Origin of the sequence: Cyclobacterium jeungdonense, assembly GCF_010994275.1 — a bacterium.
GTDB classification, from domain to species: domain Bacteria; phylum Bacteroidota; class Bacteroidia; order Cytophagales; family Cyclobacteriaceae; genus Cyclobacterium; species Cyclobacterium jeungdonense.
Window position 1 is genome coordinate 92559 of the sequence record NZ_WMCD01000012.1, and the last position, 23142, is coordinate 115700.

At 43.8% G+C, this 23142-nt stretch carries 17 protein-coding genes; 10 read left to right on the forward strand and 7 right to left on the reverse strand.

Features of this window, described 5'->3' with window-relative positions:
- The first annotated feature begins 2 nt into the window (after positions 1 to 2).
- Both GKS34_RS20110 and GKS34_RS20115 read left to right on the forward strand, forming a co-directional pair.
- The gene (locus tag GKS34_RS20110) at positions 3 to 2006 is read left to right on the forward strand and encodes an OmpA family protein (RefSeq protein ID WP_163386780.1); all 2004 of its coding nucleotides are present in this window, start codon (positions 3 to 5) and stop codon (positions 2004 to 2006) included.
- A gap of 368 nt (positions 2007 to 2374) precedes the next feature.
- Positions 2375 to 2950 (forward strand): DJ-1/PfpI family protein, encoded by a 576-nt coding sequence (locus GKS34_RS20115; RefSeq protein ID WP_163386781.1) that lies wholly within the window; start codon positions 2375 to 2377, stop codon positions 2948 to 2950.
- Between the two features lie 199 nt (positions 2951 to 3149).
- Here GKS34_RS20115 and GKS34_RS20120 read toward each other — a convergent pair whose 3' ends face one another.
- Complete coding sequence (locus GKS34_RS20120) at positions 3150 to 4271, reverse strand: sensor histidine kinase (protein ID WP_163386782.1); 1122 nt, start codon at positions 4269 to 4271, stop codon at positions 3150 to 3152.
- Complete coding sequence (locus GKS34_RS20125) at positions 4268 to 5074, reverse strand: alpha/beta fold hydrolase (protein WP_163386783.1); 807 nt, start codon at positions 5072 to 5074, stop codon at positions 4268 to 4270. Before GKS34_RS20125 ends, GKS34_RS20120 begins: the two co-directional genes overlap by 4 nt.
- A gap of 704 nt (positions 5075 to 5778) precedes the next feature.
- Here GKS34_RS20125 and GKS34_RS20130 point away from each other — a divergent pair.
- The 5 genes from GKS34_RS20130 to GKS34_RS20150 all read left to right on the forward strand — a co-directional run bounded on the left by GKS34_RS20130 (position 5779) and on the right by GKS34_RS20150 (position 13655).
- Complete coding sequence (locus GKS34_RS20130) at positions 5779 to 8205, forward strand: ABC transporter permease (RefSeq protein WP_163386784.1); 2427 nt, start codon at positions 5779 to 5781, stop codon at positions 8203 to 8205.
- A gap of 104 nt (positions 8206 to 8309) precedes the next feature.
- The gene (locus GKS34_RS20135) at positions 8310 to 10736 is read left to right on the forward strand and encodes an ABC transporter permease (protein WP_163386785.1); all 2427 of its coding nucleotides are present in this window, start codon (positions 8310 to 8312) and stop codon (positions 10734 to 10736) included.
- Positions 10737 to 10949: 213 nt separating this feature from the next.
- The gene (locus GKS34_RS20140; protein WP_163386786.1) at positions 10950 to 11237 is read left to right on the forward strand and encodes a hypothetical protein; all 288 of its coding nucleotides are present in this window, start codon (positions 10950 to 10952) and stop codon (positions 11235 to 11237) included.
- A 404-nt stretch (positions 11238 to 11641) separates the two neighbouring features.
- Positions 11642 to 12316, forward strand: coding sequence for an ABC transporter ATP-binding protein (locus GKS34_RS20145; RefSeq protein WP_163386787.1), 675 nt, complete (start codon positions 11642 to 11644; stop codon positions 12314 to 12316).
- A 1-nt stretch (position 12317) separates the two neighbouring features.
- Entirely contained in the window at positions 12318 to 13655 is a 1338-nt protein-coding gene (locus GKS34_RS20150) for a TolC family protein (protein ID WP_163386788.1), read from the forward strand.
- Between the two features lie 73 nt (positions 13656 to 13728).
- Here GKS34_RS20150 and GKS34_RS20155 read toward each other — a convergent pair whose 3' ends face one another.
- Together GKS34_RS20155 and GKS34_RS20160 are read right to left on the reverse strand one after the other, a co-directional pair.
- Positions 13729 to 15099: a sensor histidine kinase gene (locus GKS34_RS20155; protein WP_163386789.1), complete on the reverse strand. Its 1371-nt coding sequence runs from the start codon at positions 15097 to 15099 to the stop codon at positions 13729 to 13731.
- A complete protein-coding gene (locus GKS34_RS20160) occupies positions 15089 to 16477 on the reverse strand; it encodes a sigma-54-dependent transcriptional regulator (RefSeq protein ID WP_163386790.1) in 1389 nt (462 codons plus the stop codon). Before GKS34_RS20160 ends, GKS34_RS20155 begins: the two co-directional genes overlap by 11 nt.
- A gap of 320 nt (positions 16478 to 16797) precedes the next feature.
- Between GKS34_RS20160 and GKS34_RS20165 the strand changes: the two genes are divergently transcribed.
- The 3 genes from GKS34_RS20165 (at position 16798) to GKS34_RS20175 (ending at position 21221) form a co-directional block, all read left to right on the forward strand.
- The gene (locus GKS34_RS20165; RefSeq protein ID WP_163386791.1) at positions 16798 to 18051 is read left to right on the forward strand and encodes an efflux RND transporter periplasmic adaptor subunit; all 1254 of its coding nucleotides are present in this window, start codon (positions 16798 to 16800) and stop codon (positions 18049 to 18051) included.
- A gap of 89 nt (positions 18052 to 18140) precedes the next feature.
- Positions 18141 to 18839: an ABC transporter ATP-binding protein gene (locus tag GKS34_RS20170; RefSeq protein WP_163386792.1), complete on the forward strand. Its 699-nt coding sequence runs from the start codon at positions 18141 to 18143 to the stop codon at positions 18837 to 18839.
- A gap of 12 nt (positions 18840 to 18851) precedes the next feature.
- On the forward strand, positions 18852 to 21221 hold the full coding sequence (locus GKS34_RS20175; protein ID WP_163386793.1) for an ABC transporter permease: 2370 nt from the start codon (positions 18852 to 18854) through the stop codon (positions 21219 to 21221).
- 49 nt (positions 21222 to 21270) lie between these two features.
- On the opposite strand, the gene GKS34_RS20180 is transcribed toward GKS34_RS20175, so the two are convergent.
- From GKS34_RS20180 to GKS34_RS20190, 3 genes are all read right to left on the reverse strand, one after another.
- The gene (locus GKS34_RS20180; protein WP_163386794.1) at positions 21271 to 21474 is read right to left on the reverse strand and encodes a dodecin family protein; all 204 of its coding nucleotides are present in this window, start codon (positions 21472 to 21474) and stop codon (positions 21271 to 21273) included.
- Positions 21475 to 21604: 130 nt separating this feature from the next.
- Positions 21605 to 21925, reverse strand: coding sequence for a DUF4847 domain-containing protein (locus tag GKS34_RS20185; protein ID WP_163386795.1), 321 nt, complete (start codon positions 21923 to 21925; stop codon positions 21605 to 21607).
- A 194-nt stretch (positions 21926 to 22119) separates the two neighbouring features.
- Positions 22120 to 23136, reverse strand: coding sequence for a glycoside hydrolase family 43 protein (locus GKS34_RS20190; RefSeq protein ID WP_163386796.1), 1017 nt, complete (start codon positions 23134 to 23136; stop codon positions 22120 to 22122).
- Between the last annotated feature and the right edge of the window lie 6 nt (positions 23137 to 23142).

A 23142-nucleotide genomic window follows, 5' to 3' on the forward strand; every position in this document is an offset into this window, starting at 1 on the left:
AAATGAAATTAACATTAAACAATAAAATGGGATCGCGCAAGGCGTGGTCCCCATTTAACCCTATCAATAAAAGCATCCTTTTCGGTGGCTTGATTTTTATGGGCATTCAGGCACCTCTTGTGGCACAAGAAGCCCAGTTTACCAAACCATCCTGGTGGTTTGGTGCCGCTGCCGGTGCCAATATCAATTTCAGTCACGGAACGACCCAGCAATTGAATTCGAATTTGACCATACCCGCCGCATTCAACAAGGGCAATGGTGTGGGGCTGTATATTGCACCACTCTTGGAGTATTACCGTCCGGAATCAAGATGGGGAATGATGCTTCAGACAGGATACGATTCCCGGAGAAGTACTTTCGAGCAAATACTCACTCCCTGCAATTGCCCAGCGGACTTGTCAACTAACCTTAGTTATTTGACGGTAGAACCCAGCCTACGATTTGCCCCGTTCAGGTCCAACTTTTACTTGTATGCAGGCCCGAGAATTGCCTTAAATTTATCGAATGAATTTACCTATCAGTTGGGAATCAATCCGGAATTTCCGGATCAGGCGCTCAGTCCTGAGGTCAACGGTGAGTTCAGCAATACCAATAAAAACCTAATTTCAATGCAGGTAGGGGCTGGACATGATATTCCGCTTTCTTCTCAAAGCAGAAAATTGCAAGCTGTACTTTCTCCCTTCGTTTCTTTTCAACCCTATTTTGGTCAGAATCCAAGGTCTTCGGAATCATGGACATTGACTACCATTAGGATAGGAGCGGCATTGAAGTTTGGAAAAGGGCGTGCAATTCCTCCTGTCACTCCTCAACCGGCTGCTTATGTGGAGCCAACTGTAGGGTTTACAGTTAACTCTCCTGAAAACCTTCCTTTGGAAAAGCGAATTACTGAAACCTTCCCTCTTCGGAATCATGTATATTTTAATCATGGATCCACTGAAATCCCCAATCGCTATGCGAGGCTGGATAAAGGGCAAGTACTGGATTTTAACCAGTTGGAAGTGTTTGCTCCCAAAGACCTTTCAGGCCGGTCTGACCGACAAATGACGGTCTACTACAATGTCCTGAATATTGTAGGGTACCGATTGGTGAAAAATCCATCTGCATCGATCAACCTGATTGGGTCTTCTGAGACAGGAGCCCTGGAAGGCGCCAAAATGGCTGAATCCGTTAAACAGTATTTGGTAGGCACCTGGGGCATCGCTGCATCACGAATCGCAACTGAGGGAGTCACAGCGCCCAGGAAATCTGCCAATACCCTCGCTAATTCCTCTGAACGTGAGCTGCTGATTGATGGAGACCGCAGGGTGTCCATCGAAAGCAGTTCTCCTGGCTTATTAAAGGAATTTAAAGGTGGATTGGACAAGCCTCTTACGATGGACGCACCAGAAGAAAGTTACGTAACGTTTGAAGTTGAAGGTGCCGTAGACGCATTCCGTTCATGGAGTCTTGAATTCAAAGATGATCAGGGAAATGTGCAAACATTTGGGCCTTATACAGAAGAAAAGGTACGTATTCCTGGTAAGTTGATTTTGGGAGATAAACCGGAGGGTAATTACCTTATTACTATGGAAGGCCTGACTGAAAGTGGTCATATTGTAAGAAAGGAAGCCACTACCAATATAGTACAATGGACCCCTCCTAGCAGTGAAGAGGCGATGAGATTCAGTGTGATTTATGAATTCAATGACGCAAAAGCCATTTCTTCGTATGAAAAATACCTGACTGAAACCGTCTCACCCAAAATTAGCCACGGTGCATCCGTTATCATTTGTGGCCATACAGACCTGATTGGAGAAGAAGCATACAATAGGGGATTATCCCTTGCAAGAGCCAATGACGTCAAAAGTATACTTGAGAAAAGCCTGCTAAATTCAGGAACAAACAATGTAAAATTTGATATACAGGGGATGGGTGAGGATGAAAAGATTTCTCCCTTTAAAAATCATTATCCCGAGGAACGGGCTTATAACCGTACAGTGATCATTGACGTAATGCCTGGAAAATAATACTTATAAATCAGTTGCAGTTCCATAAGGATCTGTCAACCGAAAAATTTAGATGGCGTTACTTAAATGGAATGAAAGACAGGGGGCTTAATTTGGCCCCTTGTTTCATTTTGGTCAAATTAGTTTCCTTACCGCATTTTGAGAAGTACCTATGAATAGTTTGAGTTTCAGCAACTCTTTGCACATGTGCTGGTCATTATAGTTCAGTATGGTAACAGACCAATCATATACCTTTATAGAAGGTATACACCATGATGTTTCAGCCGCATGTTGCTTTTATAATAGAATGGCACTCTTCGTCAGCTGATATTGTTCTTTAAAAAATGACTGATAAAATAAATTTTAAATCACAATCTAAATTTCAAGAGATGAAAAAAGTATTGTTTTTAACTGGCGATTTTACAGAAGATTATGAAACGATGGTTCCTTTTCAAATGCTGGAACTAATAGGCTATACGGTTCATGCCGTTTGCCCCGACAAGAAAAAAGGCGATACGGTCAAAACGGCCATTCACGATTTTGAAGGTGACCAGACCTATACTGAAAAGCCCGGACATCTTTTTAAATTAAATTACAGCTTTGACGATGTGAAGGTTAATGATTATGACGGTCTGGTCATACCAGGAGGAAGAGCACCTGAATACCTGAGATTAAATAAAAAAGTGCTTGAAATAGTAAACCATTTTTTCGCAGAAAATAAACCTGTTGCTGCCATCTGCCACGGTATCCAGATCTTAACCACCGCGGGTGTTGTTAAAGGCAGGAAACTCACTGCCTATCCAGCGGTAGGACCGGAAGTTACCACTGCAGGGGGAGAATTTCAAGATATTCCTGTTGACAAAGCCTTTGTAGATGGTAACCTGGTTACCTCTCCTGCCTGGCCTGCCCATGCCGCTTTCATTAGGGAATTCATGAAAATTATGGGATCAAAAATTGAATTATAGTTTGTTCTACCTCATTTACCGATCCATTATCATTCAAAGCGGGTATTTGTTTATAATCTTTAGGATCATCCCCAGTTGATTTTACATCACAGGGGGATGATTACTAACCTTTGAAACAGGAGGGCAGCATGCATTCTGTCATTATGGTGCTTGGTATTGAAAGTACCCGGGCCAGAGTTAATAAAAGGATCTCAATCAATTAGTTACGTGGATTTTTTGGCAGCGTGAAATAAAAGGTGCTTCCCTTACCGGGTTCTGAATTTGCGCCGATGGTTCCTCCATGGATTTCAAGGATTCGCCTGCATGCCGAAAGACCAATCCCTGTACCTGAAATACGGTCATGTGAATGAAGTCTTTTCATAAATCCAAATATTTTTTCGGCATATTCCATTTTAAAACCAATCCCATTGTCTTTGACAAAAACAATTATTTCATCGCCATGATCTTCAAAATCTATCGTTACAAGTGGATCCGCTTTGGATTGGTATTTTAGTGCATTGCCAAAAAGATTCTGAAAAAGCCGCACCAATTTAATCTTATCTCCTCGAATTACTGGCAAGGCAGCAATTTCGAATCTAGCCTTGCTTTTTGTTACCTGATCCTGCATCATATCCAAAGCATATTCACACACTTCATTTAAAGAAACCTCTGCAAATTCAATCTCATTCCCGTCAATTTTGGAGTACTCGAGCAGGTCTTTGATCATCAGTTTCATCCGCTGGGCATTACCTTTAATAAGTGTAAAATACTTGCTATCCTGGCTTTCAGCGGGAAAATGCCCATTTTGTTCCAACAAACTGATCAATCCTGATATGGTATTCAAGGGAGCCTGTAAATCATGGGAGGCAGTATAAGCGAATTCTTCCAGTTCCTGATTGACTTGCTTTAACCGCTGCACAGATTGCTCCGCCTTCTCTCTGGCTTTCTTTAATTCCAACTCATAAAGTTTACGCTGAGTGATATCCAGCACGGAAAACCGATAAACCGGCTGGAGACCTGAACGTCCAGGAATACGCATGGCATTGACCAATGTCGGTAATTTGGTTAATCCTTTTGTTTTAAGCTCGATGTTTATTTCAGAAACTTCTCCTTGCATTTGCAGTAAGGGCATCAGATGTGTTTCAAAATAAATTTTTCCTCCAACGCCTAATAAATCCTGAAACGATTTTTCTAGGACAATTTCATTCCAGGCATAGCCTAACCAACCCAGCAGTGTGTTATTTATTTTGACTATAAGCCCGTCCTCGCGCATGGACAGGTACCCAAAAGGAGCATTTTGGTAAAGATCTTCTGCGTCTTCTATGAATGGCTGGGAATTCAATGGCCGGTAGTTAGAAAGTTTTGGATACTAGAAATTACTTGATCTGGAGCAGTGAGGTGAGGACAATGACCGGATGCAGACAAAAGGAAATACTTGCTTTCAGGCATCTTTTTGTGAACATATTCGCCAACCTTCACCGGGGCGATTATATCCGGATGACATTGAATAATCAACGATGGGGTCAAAACCTGGGATAAATCTTCTCTATTGTCACCCAGAAAAGTCACCTTGGCAAAATGCTTGGCGATTTCAGGATTCATATTGCAAAAACTGTTTCTGAGTTCTTCAGAATATTCGGGCATTTCCGGATTTCCAACTATCACAGGAGTAATATGGCTGGACCAGCCCAAATAATTACTTTCTAGTGTTTCTACCAATTCATCAATATCCTCACTTGAAAAGCCCCCAAAATAGCCCTCCTTATTGATGTAGCATGGAGAAGGCCCTATCATTATTAGCTTTTCAAACAGATCGGGCCGTTTAATGGAGGCAAGTGCTCCAATTATGCTGCTGACTGAATGCCCTACAAAAATTACGTTCTGAAGATCCAGTTCATCACAAATTTCAATGAGATCTTCAGCATACCCGTTAAGAGAATTGTATTTTTCAAAATCGTACGCACTTTGATCTGATTTTCCCGAACCTACATGGTCAAACAAAATAATCTGGTACTCTCTTTCAAAAGAAGGCGTGATGTACCGCCACATTTGTTGGTCGCAACCGAACCCATGGGCAAAAACCATCGGCTGAACCCCATTTCCTGAAATTTTAATATTATTTCTAACTATTATTTCTTTATTCATTATCAATAAGGTGTTGACTTATTTATATTACCTATAAGTATTAAAATTTCTTAAGATCTGTCGAAAACCCAAATTTTCCAATTCAAGAAAATAGTTTCCCGTCAAAAAACATAACTTCATGAGGATTAGGAAACTCTGACTTCCTGTTTAACGGGTTTGGATTGGTTTCTTAGACGCTGCAAGGGGAGATTAAACAATACCTTATATTCCCTTATTCTTTCCAACGTGGAATTGTAAACCAAAGTTGTGTCCTGCCTTTTATTGGTTAACAACAAACCCTGAAAAGAAAAGGAGGAACAGGGAAAGGCATAGTGCCTTAACCTGCCGGTTAATCGATCGCGTGTTTTTTCTCAGGCGGACGCCTTGCACTGGCTTCACTCCTGAATTGACGGGCCTAAACCAAGTAAGTTATCCACAAGCCAGGTTATATTTAAGCCCTGCTGCAAAACTAAAATTATACAGCAAGAAAGCTGACAAGAAATCAACATACGCATAAATTGGCCAGACTTTCACATTTCATTTTACCTGAAGCAATTTTGACCGCCACCGAACAAAAGTGTCCGTACTATGAATGGTAGCCGTAACAAACAACCTTACCAGGTGGCCTCAGCGCGTATTTCCAATTGGCATAAATATAGAATACTCCGTAATGCGATAGGAACGACACATCGAAATTACAGATTAACTGAGTAAAGCCAAAAAAGATGATCAAGAATTACTTCAAAATATTTTTCCGAAACCTTAGAAAGCAACCCACTTATTCCCTGATCAATATTTTCGGATTGGCTGTAGGCATGGCTTCCAGCATTTTGATATTCATGTTTGTACAACATGAACGCAGTTATGACCAATACCACGAAAAAGCTGATCGGATATTCAGGGTATCGAGGGCTTGGTATAATCAGGATGGGGCGATAAGCCTGCACCTTGGCCATGCAGCTCCCCCTTTTGCTCCACTGCTTAAATCTGATTTTGAGGACCAGATCGAGGAAGCTGTCAGGGTAATGAATACTACGGTAATCATGCGTGATGAAGAGAAAGTGTTTAAAGAAGAGCGCTTCTTTTTTGCCGATCCTGAGTTGTTTAAGGTTTTTACCTGGAAGTTGCTGAAGGGCAATCCAGCGGATGCCCTTTCATTTCCAGATGGTTTGGTGATCAGTGCGTCCATGGCAAAAAAATACTTTGGAGACAAGGATCCTATGGGTAGAGCCCTTGAATTAAGGATCGGGTCCGAACTATACAATGGCCAAGTCCGGGGGGTCATGGAAGATATCCCCGACAATTCCCATTTCCAGGCTGATTTTTTTGCTTCCATGGAGCCTGTGGTTGATTTCTATGGTGGGTATGAGGCAATGATGGCCAATTTCGGAAGCAATAATTTTGCAACCTACCTACTACTCGAGGAAGGTGTGGATCCTGATGAAATAGGTGGACAATTACCTGACTTTATCGATCGCCACATTGCTGCCAGCGGCCAGGGAATACCAGCCTCCAAAGGGACCCAACTCTTTTTGTGGCCATTGACGGATATCCATCTGTATTCCAACCTCGACTCTGAGTTGGAACCCAATAGTAACATTGAGTATGTATACATATATGGAGCCATCGCTCTTTTTATTCTGTTGATTGCTTGTATCAATTTTATGAACCTGGCCACTGCGCGTTCTGCCAAAAGAGCAATGGAAGTAGGTCTTAGGAAAGTGATGGGAGCAGACCGACAGCTTTTGGTCAAGCAATTTATGGGAGAAACCATTTTTATGACAGTGGCGGCACTGGTGATCGCCATGCTGCTTGCCTGGTTTGCATTGCCCTATTTCAATAATTTTACCGGAAAGGATTTGAGCCTAAACCTGATCGATCATCCCGAATACCTGGCAGGTTTTGTGGGAATGGTGATCTTGGTTGGTTTGATCGCAGGAAGCTACCCATCACTGTTTCTTTCCGGATTTCAGCCTGCGAGTGTATTAAAAGGAACCTATAAAATCGGATCCATTCATGAAAAACTAAGGTCATTTTTGGTAGTTGGCCAATTTGCAATTTCTATTGGATTGATCGTAGCAGTATTGGTGGTGATTAATCAGTTGGAATACATGAAAAATAAAGACCTGGGTTTTGAAAAAAAAGAAATTGCCATCCTCCCGGCATTTGAGGAATTTTCCAATAATATTTCCTTCTTGAGAGAAAGGTGGATGCAGCATCCCGGAATTGAAGATGTCGCCCTCGCAAGCAGGATACCATCAGGGCGGCTCTTAGATTCCCAGGGAACCCAGGCAGAAGTGGATGGTGAAATGACTTCTATCAACACCAGAATAGCCGATGTTCATATCAGCCATTCGTTTTTCCAAGCATTTGGCATGGAGATCATCGAAGGTAGGGATTTTGACATTCTTCTTGCGAGTGATTCCAGTGAATCTTTCATTCTCAATGAATCGGCAGTAAGGGCGATAGGTTGGGCTTCACCAGAAGCCGCCATTGACAAGCCATTCATATATGGCAACAGAAGAGGACAAGTCGTAGGAGTGGTGAAGGATTTTCATTTTGAATCGCTGCACCAACCCATTAGTCCAATGGTATTTATGATACCAGACACCCGAATCAATCAGGTGGCCATTAAACTAAGCCCAACAGGCAGGGAAGAGGCATTGGCTTACCTACGTGATGAATGGTTGGCCACACGCCCTGACTATCCCTTAGAGATTTCTTTCGTGGCTGATAAATTTGATGAGCAATATGAAGCAGAAGAGAAAGTGGGTGCAATCTTTGGTTTTTTCGCGGGTTTGGCCATACTTATTTCTGTTTTGGGACTGTTTGGCCTTTCCGCATATGCTACCGAACAAAGACTCAAGGAAATTGGGATTAGGAAGGTGCTGGGGGCTAGCAGCTTGAATATCGTTTCTCTTTTGGGAAAGGATTTTTTGAAGCTAGTGATTATAGGATTCATTATCGCTGTTCCATTAGCATGGATTGGTATGAGTAAGTGGTTAGAAAATTTCGCGTACAGTATAACCGTTTCCTGGATGATCATTGCTATTTCAGGTTGCCTGGCAGTATTGATTGCTGCTGCAACGGTCAGTTCCCAGTCTTACCGGGCAGCTTTGGTCAATCCTGTGGAAACGTTTAAGAAAGAGTAATTTGCTGTTGCCTCTATATTTCATAAAAATGAGGCTTTTTTCCAAAACAATTTTACTCGAAAATGATACTTCCAGTTCTCTAAATTGCAGACCAGAAATTGATTATGCTGAAAAACTACTTTAAGATCGCTTACCGGAGCCTGTTACGGCATAAAATCTTTTCGACCATAAACATTTTGGGGCTGTCTATAGGCATCGCTTCCTGTTTGATTTGCCTATTATTTGTGAAAAATGAATGGAGCTACGACCGTTTTCATAAAAAATCTGATCGCATTTTCAGGGTTGTTTTCCAGGGCAATATCCAAGGGGAAGTCCTAAAGGAGGCTCATGTGATGCCTCCTGTGGCAGAGGCCTTGCTTGCTGATTACCCGGAGGTATTGGCCGCAACCCGGATACGGTTAATGGGCTCACCTACAATCACGGTGGATGAAGACCAATTCAGAAATCACCACGCAGCATTTGTGGATGCCAATTTTTTTGAAGTGTTTACCTTTCCTCTTCTAAAAGGAAATCCTGAAAAGGCCTTGATCGAACCCAACAGTCTGGTACTTTCCCAATCCGTAGCCGAAACGTATTTTGGGGGTCAGGACCCCCTGGGAAAAGTCATCTGGATGAACGATGGAAAGGAGGGCTTTACCATTACCGGGGTGATGGCCGACATGCCACAGCAATCCCATTTCCGATTTGACATGCTGGCATCCATGTCCACCTTTCCGGAAGCCAGCAACCCTTCCTTTATGGTTTCTGAATTCTACACCTACCTGGTTTTACCGGAGCAATATGATTACAGGAAACTGGAAGCAAAGATGCCACAGGTGACCCAAAAATACATCGGTCCCCAGCTTCAAACCGGAATGGGCATTAGTCTAGAAGCATTTCAAGCAGCGGGAAACAAAATTGGGCTTTACCTTCAACCACTAACAGACATTCACCTGCACTCCGATCTGATGGGTGAATTAGGATCGGGTGGAGATATCCGGTATGTGTATATTTTCATTGCCATCGCCGTTTTTATGTTGCTCATCGCCTGTATCAATTTCATCAATTTATCAACGGCAAGTGGCAGCAGACGGGCCAGAGAGGTGGGGGTTCGCAAAGTCCTGGGCGCTGCACAACGGCAGTTGAGGGGGCAGTTTCTGGCAGAATCCATCCTGCTCAGCGGTTTAGCACTCTTGCTGGCACTTGCACTGCTGCAGCTGACATTGCCATTTTTTAATGACTTTTCGGAAGTTCAACTTAGTTTCTCATTAAGCGAAAATGGTTGGCTACTCCCTTTCCTCCTGTTATTTGGATTGAGTATAGGTGTATTGGCAGGAGCCTATCCGGCCTTCTTTTTATCCTCTTTTAGTACCGTAAGTGTATTGAAAAGCGCACCCACAGGCCATCCTGGTAAAGGAAAGGTAAGTTTAAGAAGTGGTTTGGTGGTCTTCCAATTTTGTATATCCATTATATTGATCATGGGCTCCATGGTTGTATACCGCCAATTGGGCTATATTCAAAACAAAGACCTGGGCTATGAAAAAGAGCAGGTTTTGATTCTTCCGGATGTTGGGCAGCTGGGAAATAATGCGGAAGCCTTCCGTCAGCAACTGCTTCAGGATGAAAGGGTGGTTCATGTAAGTATTTCCGGCTACCTTCCTTCCGGGCCCAGCTATAACAACAATTATTTCGTTTTTCCCGAAGACGACCCTTCCCTACAGATCAAAACCCTTCGGTATGATGTGGACGAGGAGTACGTTCCCACCCTGGGCTTGGAATTGATTACAGGTAGGAATTTTTCAATTGAATACGGTTCGGATGATGCTGCAATGCTGATCAATGAAACAGCTGCCATAGCATTGGGTTGGGAAAACGATGCGCTTGGTAAGCACCTGTCCCATTCCAATAATGAGGGTGAAAGAACAAGCTATCGCATCATTGGTGTCGTTAAGGATTTTCATTTCCGGTCCATGCACGAACGCATTGCTCCATTAGTGATGACGCTGGGCAGCGGCAATGGAGCGGTGATCGCAAAAATAAACACCGACCAGGTAACCGAGCTATTGGAGTCTATAAAAGACAAATGGACCTCAATGGCAGGGAATGAACCCTTTACATACAGTTTTCTGGATGACAGGTTTTACCAAACCTACGCTACCGAAAGGAAAATGGGAAAAGTGGTCACCATTTTTTCTGGTCTAACGGTGTTTATTGCCTCTATGGGTTTGTTTGGACTGGCCACTTTTACGACCAAACAAAGAACCAAGGAAATTGGCATTCGAAAGGTGCTCGGAGCCGAGATCGCAGGGATAGTCCTGATGCTTTCCGGAGATTTTCTTAAACTGGTTGGGATTGCAGCGATTTGTGCCTTCCCAATTTCAGCTTGGGTCATGGGAGCCTGGCTGGAAGGTTTCGCTTACCGGATTGCCATTGGACCTTGGACCTACCTGGGGGCAGGCATGATTGCCGCAATTGTAGCTTTTCTCACCACCGGGTATCTTGCCCTGCAAGCAGCCAGAACTAATCCGGTTACTAACCTTAGAAATGAATGAATGGATAGGTTGAGATTCCGTATCCGTAGGTATGTGTTTTCTTTTTTGCACAGATTAATTGATTGAATTTGGTCAGCACATCGATTCATCAGCGAATCAAACAATCGAACCATCAGACCATTCTATCATTAAACCTTCGGGATCCCATTTTATGTCAGCAAATTACTATACGGAACAGTTTTTGCACTAATTCAATAAAAAAAATAAAAAGAAATGGATAACAGGGAAAAACTAGAAAAAATGGATCGGGCTTTAAGGATGTTAGAAGACCTTAAGAATAGTCAGGTTGCCATGGTGGAAAAGTCTTCAAAACTTCAGTTGGACGCAATGGAATTCAATTTCTCAGAAATGGAAAAAAATATGGGAAATCTATTCTCCACATTTAATGAGTCCTTGGATATTATTGATACTGAATTGGAGCGCTTTGAAATCAAAAGGAACCAATTCGAAATGAAACACGGATTGGATAAGGAGGAAGGATTAAGTTCAAAAGATGATTAAGTAACCAATTCAACGTTAAAAGATTAATTACCAAAAACAGCCACTAACATTAAAGGCTGTTTTTTTTTTACTTAAAAAAAACCACTTTTCACCTGCCAGCCGCTCACTGGTACAGGAATGCCCACCCTGATTATTTGAATATAGAATGGTATCGGCTCATCAACAGAATTTTTATTTGGCTATTTAGTCTCAATTTTCACCCTGATTCCGTTAATCAAACCATCCCATCATCAAATAACCAGACCATCGTTTTGTTCGCCAGCGGACAAAGGTGTTCGGCTGAAGTGAGGCTTAGGTGGACGCAATACCCTATTTTTGGCCTATACAAGGCCATTTTTTATGGCATGGAAGTGGAAACAAACTTTACCATCGGATATATTTACCAAGGCCATCAAACTAAATTCATGATAGAATTAAAAGAAATTGACAAATTTATAGAATCCCGGTTCCAACGGGTTTTTATATTAAAAGGGATTCACTTACACGTTGAGCAAGGCGAATTTATCACCCTAATGGGGCCTTCCGGGGTAGGAAAGTCCACTTTGCTAAACATAATTGGTCTTCTGGACGATGATTATGAGGGATCCTATTTTTTTGACGGCAATGCCATCGCTTCCATGAAAGACAAGCAACGGACTGCGCTTCATAAATCCGAATTTGGATACATTTTCCAGGCATATCACCTGATTGATGAGTTGACTGTTTATGAGAACATAGAGACGCCTTTACTTTACAGAAATGTCTCCTCCTCTGAAAGGAAAAGCATCGTAGCGGGCCTGCTGGATCGATTCAATATGGTAGCAAAAAAAGACCTGTTTCCGGAGCAGCTATCCGGTGGACAACAGCAACTTGTAGGCGTGGCAAGGGCCATTGCCGGTAAACCCCGGGTGCTTTTGGCAGACGAGCCTACCGGAAATCTCCATTCTGCTCAGGCAAGAGAAATCATGGAAGTGTTTCAGGAACTAAACAGAGAAGGTACCACCATCATCCAGGCGACCCATGCCAGAGAAAATGCGGAGTACGGCAGCCGGCTGATTGATATGTTGGATGGGAAAATTGCTCAAGATACCAGGCTTTGATATGAAAAATTTGATGATTGCATTTGTACTCTGTGTCCTAGGGGTACCCGTATGGGGCCAGGATACCCTCCCCCTCACCTTTACCGAAGCAGTGTCCATCGGACTGGAGCAGAACCTGGAATATAAAACCAGAAAAAATCAACAGGAGGTATTGTCCATGTCCAGGATAAATGCCCGTTTACGTCATCTACCCTCTGTCAATATCAATAGTAATTTTAACCGACAAGTAGGGCAGCAATTTCAGCAGGTAGAGGGGCAGTTGATCGTAACTAACCAGATCAATGACATCATATCTTCAGGACTCAATGCCAGAATCCCCATTTTCTATGGTTTTCAACGCCTAAATGAAACCAAGGCTGCTGGTTTCTTGGAGGAGGCTGGAGAAAATGCCTTAGCCCGGGCGAAAGAAGAGGTGAGTTTTACCATTGCCCAGCAATACCTTCAGGTGCTACTAGACGAGCAGTTGTATGCCATCGCCATGGAAAACCTGGAGAATCAAAAAAATCAACTGGAGCAAATCGAAGGTTTTGTGGAGGTTGGACTGCGGACCCTTTCCGATCAGTACAATCAACAGTCTGAAGTGGCCAGGTTGGAAACGGTGGCCCTGAATGCGAAAATCCAGTGGGAGACTGATCTCTGGGCCCTGGCCGAAACACTGCAACTCGAACCAAATAGTTTGCCGTTGCCGGCACCAGTGGTCCTTGACCAAAACCACAGCGAATGGTTGGAGATGGGGATACAGGAAATCTATGATCTGGCGATACAGCATCGCCGTGATTTGAAAGAGCAGGAGCTCCTGGCACAAGGAAACCAGCGGCTGCTAGCGGCTGCAAAAGGATCTTTGTATCCGCAACTCTCTGCTTTTTTTAACTACAACACCTTTTTTACTTCTCTGGATGAAAGGACCATTAGCGATCAATTACTCATGGTATACCCTCAAAGAATCTTCGGTTTTTCCCTAAGTATCCCTGTCTTTAACAATTTCAACAATAAAACCGCTATCACCCGTGCAAGGGTGGAAATGATGAACCAAAAATTGGAAAAAACGGCCATGGAAAGAAAAATCTTCCAGGAAGTGAAGCTTGCCCTGGAAAATTTTAAAGCTGCCATTCAAACCAAGACTTCCACCGAACTGCAGCTCAAAGCGGCTCAGGAAGCTCAGAAAGCAATTTCAGAAAGGTTCAGCTTGGGTGTAAGTAATTTTGTGGACCTGGCACAGGCGAATGAACAATTGGTCACCGCCCAAGCCGATCATATTCAGGCCGCATACACGCTATTCTTTCAAAAAATCATAATGAACTATGCGATAGGCCTGTTGGCGGAGGATTTACAGCTATGAGGGCTTTGCTAATGGAGATTCTTAAAATAAAATAGTAAACTACCCCTGGGAATCACCTATTACATTAAATGCATCAATCTCCCCCTTTTGCGGGTCCAAAAAGCAAGGTAAATGTTGTCATTTCCAGGGGTGAGGAGGTTACTTCCAGACTACCTTGGTGAAGGTGCATGATTTGGCGGGAAATGGCCAGCCCTATACCACTTCCGGATTTTTTAGTGGTGTAAAAAGGTACGAAGATTCTCTCGATAGCTTCGGGTACTATGCCTTCTCCAAAGTCAGTAACCTGTATCATCGGGATCGCGTGGCTGTTCTTTCCGGCTCTCAATTCAATAGTGCGGTTGGTAGCCTTTTCCATGGCTTCTTTGGCATTTTTTATCAGGTTGATCAAGATCATCTGGATCATCTCACGGTCAGCGCGCACACTTAAATCAATTGGATCGCATTGGGCCTTTAAGGAAATCCGGGAAGCAGAAAGATCCTCTTTCATGAGTACACAAATGTGCTCGAAGAGTGCACTCACCTTAAACAATTTTAGTTTAGGTTGTGGAATATTGGTATAATCTCGATAAGCGTTTACAAAATCCACAAGACCAATACTCCTCCGGGAGATGGTGGCCAGTCCTTCAGATAGGTCCAGGTAACTGTCTTTTTTAAGAACTAACCCTTGCGGTATTTCTTCTACATCTTCCTCCACTATGGTGCCCAGGGAATTGGCAAGGCTGGCAATGGGAGTCATGGAGTTCATGATTTCATGCCTAAGGACTTTCGTTAGGTTTTGCCAGGCTTTCAATTCGTTTTTCTGTAGCTCCGTTTTTATGTTTTGAAAAGATAGGAGGGTCCAGCTCATGCCGTCCATTTTGAATGCGGCAGATTGTACATTGAGGTGTAGGTCGCCATTGATCCTTATTGAAAACGATCCCCCCGGATTCAAGGTAAGCACTTTTTTCAAAAGTTCTCTGGATAGTTTCCCCAGGTCATTGATATCTTTAAACTGGGGAATCTGCAGTAATTGTTTGGCGGCACCGTTGATCACGCCGATTTTGCCGCCGCTTTCAAAAGATAGAATACCGGTATTGATATGCTGAATCATAATCTGAAGGAAAAGCACCTGCTCCTCCTTTTCCGCCCGGGTTTTTTTAAAAGCTGCAATTACTTCGTTAAATGAAAGGTTCATCTCCCTGAAAGACTTTCCCAACCTGCTGTCTTTGGTAAAAGAAGATGAAAAATCCGAATAGCGGATAGAATCCAGGAATCGGGTGATTTTTCTATTGGTGGTATTGGCAAAAGTAATCAGGTTTATGGTCTGAAAAACAAGAACCAGGGAGCAGAGGATACCGGGCAAAAGGGAATGATCTCGAAAATAAAAAAGCATGCCAATATAAACGGAACAAACAATGAGCAGTACTCGGAATACGATTCCTATTGCAAAGGATTTAAAGCCCATAGCGCTCAAGTCTTCGGTAAAGGGACGATCGGGTTAGCCCCAGTTCTTCTGCAGCTCGGGTGATATGCCCGTTGTGTTTTTGCAATGCCTTTCGGATCAGGATTTTCTCTACATCTTCGATATTAAGGTGGTCCAGGTTAATGGTCTCCTCCAGTTTTTCTGGCTCCATTTGCTTTTGCATAAACAGGTCTTCCGGTTGGAGCACGCTGCGGTCGGTCATGATCACGGCGCGCTCTATACTGTGTTGTAGTTCCCTGATATTTCCCGGCCAGGAATACTTTTGCATCCTTTTGATCAGGGCCTCCCCGGCTTTTCGGATATCTTTATTGTATTTTTTGGAATAGATGCCGATAAAATGGTTGGCCAGCGGCATGATGTCTTCCAGCCGCTCCCGAAGTGGGGGAAGGGTAATTTCAATGGTGTTGATGCGATAAAGGAGGTCTTGCCGGAAACTGTTGTCGTAAACCATGTTGTGGATGGCCATATTGGTGGCAGATATCAAGCGAATATTGACGGGAATGGCCTTATTGGATCCTACACGGGTAACCTCCCGGTTTTGAAGGGCAGCCAGCAATTTGGATTGGAGCGGCAAGGGGAGATTGCCGATCTCATCCAGAAAGAGGGTACCTTTGTGAGCCTGCTCAAAGCGCCCTGCCCGATCTTCCTTGGCATCTGTAAAGGCGCCCCTTTTATGGCCGAACAGCTCGCTTTCAAACAACGTATCGGTGATCGCCCCCAAATCCACTCCTACGAAAGCCTCTCGGTGTCGCTTGGAGTTCCTGTGGATGGCCCTTGCGACCAGTTCTTTTCCGGTGCCGTTTTCTCCCAAAATCAAGACGTTGGCATCGGTGGCCGCCACCCGATCGATGGTTTCAAAGACCTTTATCATGGAAGGGCTTAGACCAATGATGTCTTTGTATTTATTGTCCATGTCCTTAAAAAACTGCTGCTGCTGGTCCTTCAACTGGGAAATTTCGAGTTTCGACTGCCTGAGTTGCACGGCGGCATTCAGGGTAGCCAGTAATTTTTCGTTTTCCCAGGGTTTAAGTACAAAATCGGTAGCACCTTCCTTGATGGCCTTTACAGCGGTATTTACATCGCCATAAGCGGTGATCAGCACCACCACGGCAGAAGAGTCCAGTTCCAGGATCCTGTCAAGCCAATAGAACCCTTCCTGCCCACTACTTACATCTTTGGTAAAATTCATATCGAGGAGCACCACATCGTACTGCTCGTTCACCATCAAGATCGGTAACAAACCCGGATTGGTTTCCGTATCGACTTGTCCGAAATGCCTTTTCAAAAAGATTTTCGCTGCTTTCAGCAAATCTTCATTATCATCGATGATCAGTATTTTACCGGCCTTTTGCTCTATCATATGTGTTTTGTTGAAGATCTAATCGCTTACTGAAGAAACCCAAAAGCTGTACCGGATTAATACAGCGGACAATCTTCTCCCAAAATCGGGCAATCAATGAAATTTAAGCCAATTTTTTTAATTCTTCTATTTTAGAACAAACTGGAATCGGGCTGATACCGTGTACTTATACCATACAATTTTGGTCGCTGGCGGACAAATATGTTCGGAAAAAAAATTCAGATTGCTTTACAAACCGCCTTGAATGTTATTTTTTAATGGGTTTACTGATGGCATGTTAATTGGCTAGGTAAGGGAGAAATAAAAAATAGCTGCCGGAAATGGACAGAAAATTAGAGAAAAAGACTTGGACCCCGAAATTGATTGCGATGCTGTCAGGAGGCACTTTGTTGCTAGCCCTGGTGCTCTATCAATTATTATTCGCAGACAGCAGGTCCAGTATGAACGTCAACAGGGACCGAATCACCGTTGCAACTGTCAATAAGGGAGAGTTTACAGATTATATCCCGGTCAGTGGTACTATAGAGCCGGGAGAGGTTTTCTACCTGGATGCCATCGAGAGGGGAAATATCCAGGAAATCATCCGGGAATCGGGCTCTATGGTAGAAAAAGGAGATACGATTTTGAAATTGACCAATTCCAACCTCCAATTGGATGTGATGCAAAGGGAAACCGACCTCTATTTTCAGATCAATAACCTGAGACAAACCCGACTGCTTTTAGACCAAAACGACCTTAGCCAACAGGCTCAATTGGCGGAAATCGATTACCAAATTAACTTGCTTAAGCCCCAGTATGAACGGTTCATGGAACTGCATGGAAAAAAGCTGATCTCCGACCGGGAGCTTGAGGAGGTAAAAGAGGAGTACGAATATAATTTAAAAAGGCAAAAGCTGACCTATGAATCCTATAGGAATGACTCAATAGCCCGCTCCATCCAGAAAAGGCAGTTGAGGGAATCAGAGGCGAGGATGAATCAATCCCTAAACGGCGTTGGACACATATTGGATAACCTGGTAGTAAAAGCCCCCATCGATGGGCAATTGACCACCGAACAGATTGAGGTGGGCCAATCTATAAATGCAGGGGAACGCTACGGGCAAATCGATATCATCGATAAATTCAAAGCCCGGGTACAAATTGATGAACTTTACCTGCCAAGAATTAATACTGGTCTGAAAGGTACGTTCACTTTTTCAGGCGAAACCTATGAGCTTGAAATCGCAAAGATTTATCCCAGTGTGACCGGAGGGAGATTTGAGGTCGATATGGTGTTCAACGATGACGCCCCTACCGGCATTCGTCGGGGACAGACTGTCCGGATTCGATTGGAATTGGGAGAGAGCGAACAGGCGGTATTGCTGCCCACCGGTGGGTTTTACAAAGATACCGGAGGCAACTGGGTATTCGTGGTCAACGAAGAGACAGGAAAAGCAGAAAAAAGGAATATCCGCCTGGGCCGGAAAAACCCAGAATATTACGAAGTGATCGAGGGCCTCGGCGAAGGAGAAAAAGTGATTGTCAGTGGATATGAAAACTTCGGAAAAAATGAGGTTCTGAACCTGAGCCGTTAACCAATCTCGACCGGACGGTAGACAATGGCGACCCCCGCTTTGGGAAAGATAGAAACGGTACTTTAAAGGGACAAACAAAAATTTGAAATATGCTAAACATCATCAAAACCAATCAATTGAAAAAGCGGTACACTACGGAAGAGGTAGAAACCACCGCCCTGGACGATATCCAAATCGAAATAAAAAAAGGAGAGTTTGTCGCCATCATGGGACCTTCCGGATGTGGCAAGTCTACCCTGCTGAATATCATTGGCCTTTTAGACAATCCCGACGAAGGAGAATATTACTTCCTGGAAAAAGAAGTGGCCAAATTTTCGGAAAGGCAACGTTCTCAACTCAGAAAGGGAAATATCGGGTTCGTCTTTCAGAGTTTTAACCTGATCGACGAACTCACCTGCTTTGAAAATGTGGAATTACCCCTCCTGTACCTTAAAATACCTTCTGACGAACGGAAAAAGAAGGTGGAAGAAGTATTGACCAGGATGAACATCATGCACCGGAAGAACCATTTTCCCCAACAGCTTTCCGGTGGTCAACAACAGCGGGTGGCCATCGCCAGGGCCATTGTGGCCAAGCCGGCAGTAATCCTGGCCGATGAGCCTACAGGAAACCTGGACTCCGCTAATGGAGAAGAGGTAATGCGCCTTTTGGAAGAATTGAACAATGAAGGGACCACCATTGTCATGGTCACCCACTCCCCCCATGATGCCAACTACGCCCACCGAATCATCAACCTTTTTGATGGCAAGGTGGTGACTGAAAATATCCGGGAACAATTTCATATTTAGGAAGGCCTTCTTATGTTCAAAAACCATTTTAAAATTGCGATAAGGGGCTTTGTCCAGCACAAACTTACCTTCTTCATTAACCTGATTGGCCTGGGCCTGGGACTTTGGGCAGCCATTTTAATAGGATTATGGGTACAGCATGAGTATGCCATAGACAGGGATTTGGAAGATTCCAAACAGGTATACCGGATCATGGAACACCAAACCTACGGCACAGAGGTATTCACCACCACTTCCACACCAGGCATTCTGGCCAGGGAGCTGAAGGAGGTTTATCCCGAGGTGGAAAAGGCAGCTAATTATTCCTGGATGGAGGAACACCTTTTTCAATATGCCGATAAAAAGATAAGGCTGAACGGTTTTTATGCAGAACCGGATTACCTGCAAATACAAATGTTTGATTTGCTGTACGGAGACAGGGATAAGTTGTTGATGGACAAAAGTCATATTGTTTTGACCGAGGAATCTGCCATGAAACTTTTTGGCCGAAAGGATGTAGCGGGAGAAACGGTTCTGATGAATGATGGTATAAAGCAGGTTCCCTTTATCGTTCAGGGTGTGCTGGCGAGCCTTCCTCCCACCCGTAGCGAACACTATGACTACATTTTACCCTACGAGATCCTATTTGACAAACCTATTAATGACTGGTTAAAAGATTGGGGTAGCAATGGGCCCAGCAGCCTGGTGAAACTAAGTAAGGAAGCCGATCCTGGAAAATTTTCCCAAAAGATAGAAAACTTTATCAAAGAACGGAATGAAGGAAGTTCAGTACAGCTTTTTGCCTTCCCCCAAGAGGACCTTTACTTACATGGGCAGTTTAAGGAAGGCGAGCAGGTGGCAGGAAGGTTCTCGTATGTGAAGTTGTTTGCCCTGATCGGTTTTTTTATATTACTGATTGCTTGTATCAATTTTATGAACCTCTCTACTGCCAAGTCTCAGAAGCGGGCCAGGGAAGTAGGGGTGAGGAAAGTGGTAGGCGCAGAAAACGGTACTTTGATGGTTCAGTTCCTAACCGAATCTATCTTTCTTACCTTTTTTGCAGCCCTTATGGCCCTTTTACTAGTGGAAATTTCCCTGCCGGTTTTTAACGAACTTTCAGGAAAGACCATGTCAGTACCTTATGGGGAATGGTTTTTTTGGATTCAAATGTTGGCCGTAATACTGTTCACTGGACTGTTGGCCGGCAGTTACCCTGCGTTTTACCTGACTGCCACCAAGGTGGTGGCCGTATTTAAAAACCATTCCAATGCGGGAAAAAGTGTGGTCAGGGCCAGGAAGGGGCTGGTATTGTTTCAGTTTATTTTGGCCACCATCCTTATTATTTCTACCATAGTGGTTTACAAACAAATCAACTTTGCCTTGAACCATAATCTGGGCTACAACAAGGAGCAGTTGCTGGTAGTGCCCTTGGAGGGAAAATTGAGTGATAATTTTCAGGTATTTAAAAACCAGCTTGAGCGACTTCCGTCGGTAAAAGAGTCAAGCAGGTCCAACCATTCCCTGATGGGAAGGAACAGGAATACAGGAAATATCAACTGGGAAGGGAAAGATCCTGATTTTACGGCCCTTTTCGAAATTATCGAAGTGGATTACAATTTCATTGAAACGCTGGGTATGAACCTGGTCAGGGGAGAAAGCTTTTCTACGGAAAAAGGTGCCGATTCCATACAGGGAGCTATTATCAACCAAAGGGCTTATGATTTGATTACTCAAAATAATCCTCAAGCTTCGACCTTCAAAATTGGGGAGGATATACGGGAAATCACAGGCGTGGTGGAAAATTTTCACTTTCAAAGTTTCCGGGAGCAAATAGAACCCGCAATTATTTTACTTGATCCTGAATATGCATCCAAGGGTTTTGTCAGGGTGGAAGCTGACGATATGCAACATACCATTGCCGCTATTCAATCCATTGCTGAAACATTGAATCCGGATTATCCCTTCCAATACAATTTCATGGACGAAAACTATGCTAAACTATACAATGACGACGTGAGAATCAGGGAGCTGGCAAAGTATTTCAGCCTTTTGGCCATCCTCATTTCTTGTCTGGGCCTCCTGGGTCTGTCTGCTCATATTGCGGAGCAAAAAACCAAAGAAATTGGCATTCGAAAAATCCTGGGAGCTTCCACGCTTTCGATTTTGAATGTGATCAACCGGGAGTTTATATTTATCGTGGCCCTTTCCATTTTGCTGGGTTCGGGACTGGCCTTTTTGATAATGAAAAAATGGCTGTCTGGATATGCCTATCGGATCGATTTTGAATGGTGGATTGTTCCTTTGTCGGCCCTGGTAATCTTTTCAATTGCCTTTCTTACGGTGACCTTGCAGGCCCTGCGTGCGACAGGAACCAAGGCAGTCCATGCTTTGAAAACGGAGTAAAAAAATACCAAAGAAGGTGTATTAACCTTTCTTTGGTATTTTGGGCTTATTATTGGTTAATTTCAAATGAAATTTTTGCATTAACCCCATAGGAAACAATTTTGTTGTTTTCCACATTGGCGTTAAAATGCTTGACGTAGATGGATTTGATGTTTTTGACCGACTTTGAAGCTTCTATCAACGCATTTTTTGTGGCGTCATCAAAACTTTTTTCAGAACTGGCGATAACTTCTATTACTTTTACAATTCCCATAGCGTTTCGGGTTTAAAATTAGATACCGAAAGCCAACCTGGCCTTCATTCTAAGATAGAATTGAGCAAACACTATGCCTTAATCTGCTTATAATTAGACAATTAATTAATCCTTAAAAATCAGTTATCCGTTAACTTGGTTCATTTTCCTCCAATGCTAAAAAAACCATTCGGTAGTCCTCGCTACCGTAGTACACGTACAACCGGTTGGCATCAATTTCGTAGGAAACAGCCTTCTCAAGACCCTCCGTGTAGGCGATATGGTGGCTTTCCTCCGGAAAAATAATGGTGCCATTTTCCGGAAAATCCCAATAGGGCAAGCCAACTTCAAATCCAATCGCTCCTTGTTCATCGTAAGAAAAGCAGGAATGAAGCACCCCCAGATGGGTCTTGGTTTCCAGTTTAAACCTTCCCTGACATGCTTCATCTTCCTCAGCCCATTCCTGATCCAACTCAAATCCTCAAACGGGATAGGCCGGATCCTCAGCCGCCTCATCAACTTCCACTGTCTCTTCCCTATCGTCCGGCTCGCCAGGTGAGGGGATATCCTTAGAACACGAAAACACAAGCATCAATAAAGCAAGAAAGGCAGTATTTCAAATCATCGGGAACCTTATTTAACTAAGGAACGATTAGTCAGGGGGTTTTAATATACCTCCCAATTTCCATTAAATAGCTGTCCCAGGACCAATATATCTCCCGAATCATCCACTTCAAAAAGTTTGGGGATACGTATGTACCGGCCATTCTCCCCTACCCGGTGACTGTGGACCGCCATAAGTAATTGTCCCTCCAATGTCCTGAATAGCATTCCATGACCATGATTAGGGGGAGTGATGGGTTCTTCTTCATGTATCCAGGGGCCATCCAAGGTTCCGCTCTCCGAATAGGCCACCCCTTGGGTATAATCACCAAACACCCAACTGGTCCAGATCATGCCCAGCTTTCCGGTTTGGGTTTTAAACAACCAGGGCCCGTCCGTGACCTTGTTGGGAATGGTATCCCCTGCATCATTGATCTCACGGCTCCAAGGGGACTCACTGGCTTTAAAAAGCAGCTCGCTTTCTCCCACCGAGCCACTCAGATCCGGTTTCAATTCGATTTTTTCGATGGTTCCGTTCCAGTTTTGCAACCATTCATAGCAATAAACCATATAGGGCTTCCCGTCTTCGTCCACCCAAAAAGTCCCGTCCAGGGTCGGTTTATCGGCTGGCAGGTAGATAGGGTCTTCCATGGGCCGGTAAGGTCCTTCCACCTTGTCGCTGACCAAAATATGAGAGGCCCTGCGTTCGATCACATTCCCTTTTACCGTATCGATTTTTACCTCCCGGTTGGTAAAGGTGGCAAAGTTATAATACTTGTCTTTATACTGATGCAGTTCGGCAGCCCAGACCATCGGGCGGGGGCCCATCCATGTATCCGGGTCGGTTTCTACCACCTGAAAAGGCCCGGTCCAATGGCTCAGGTCTTTGCTTTTCCATAGCAGGCCTCCCGTTCCGGTCATGTAATACATGGAAGTTTCGGAGTCCGCCAAAATACAGGGATCGCTTAGCCGGATGGAATCCAAAGGAATGTTTTCCCTGATTTCAGCCAGCCTGCTTTGAGAAAAGGTAAGTGGCTGTAGGGCCAGGATAAAAAGTAATACGGCAATTAACTGTTTCATGGGATT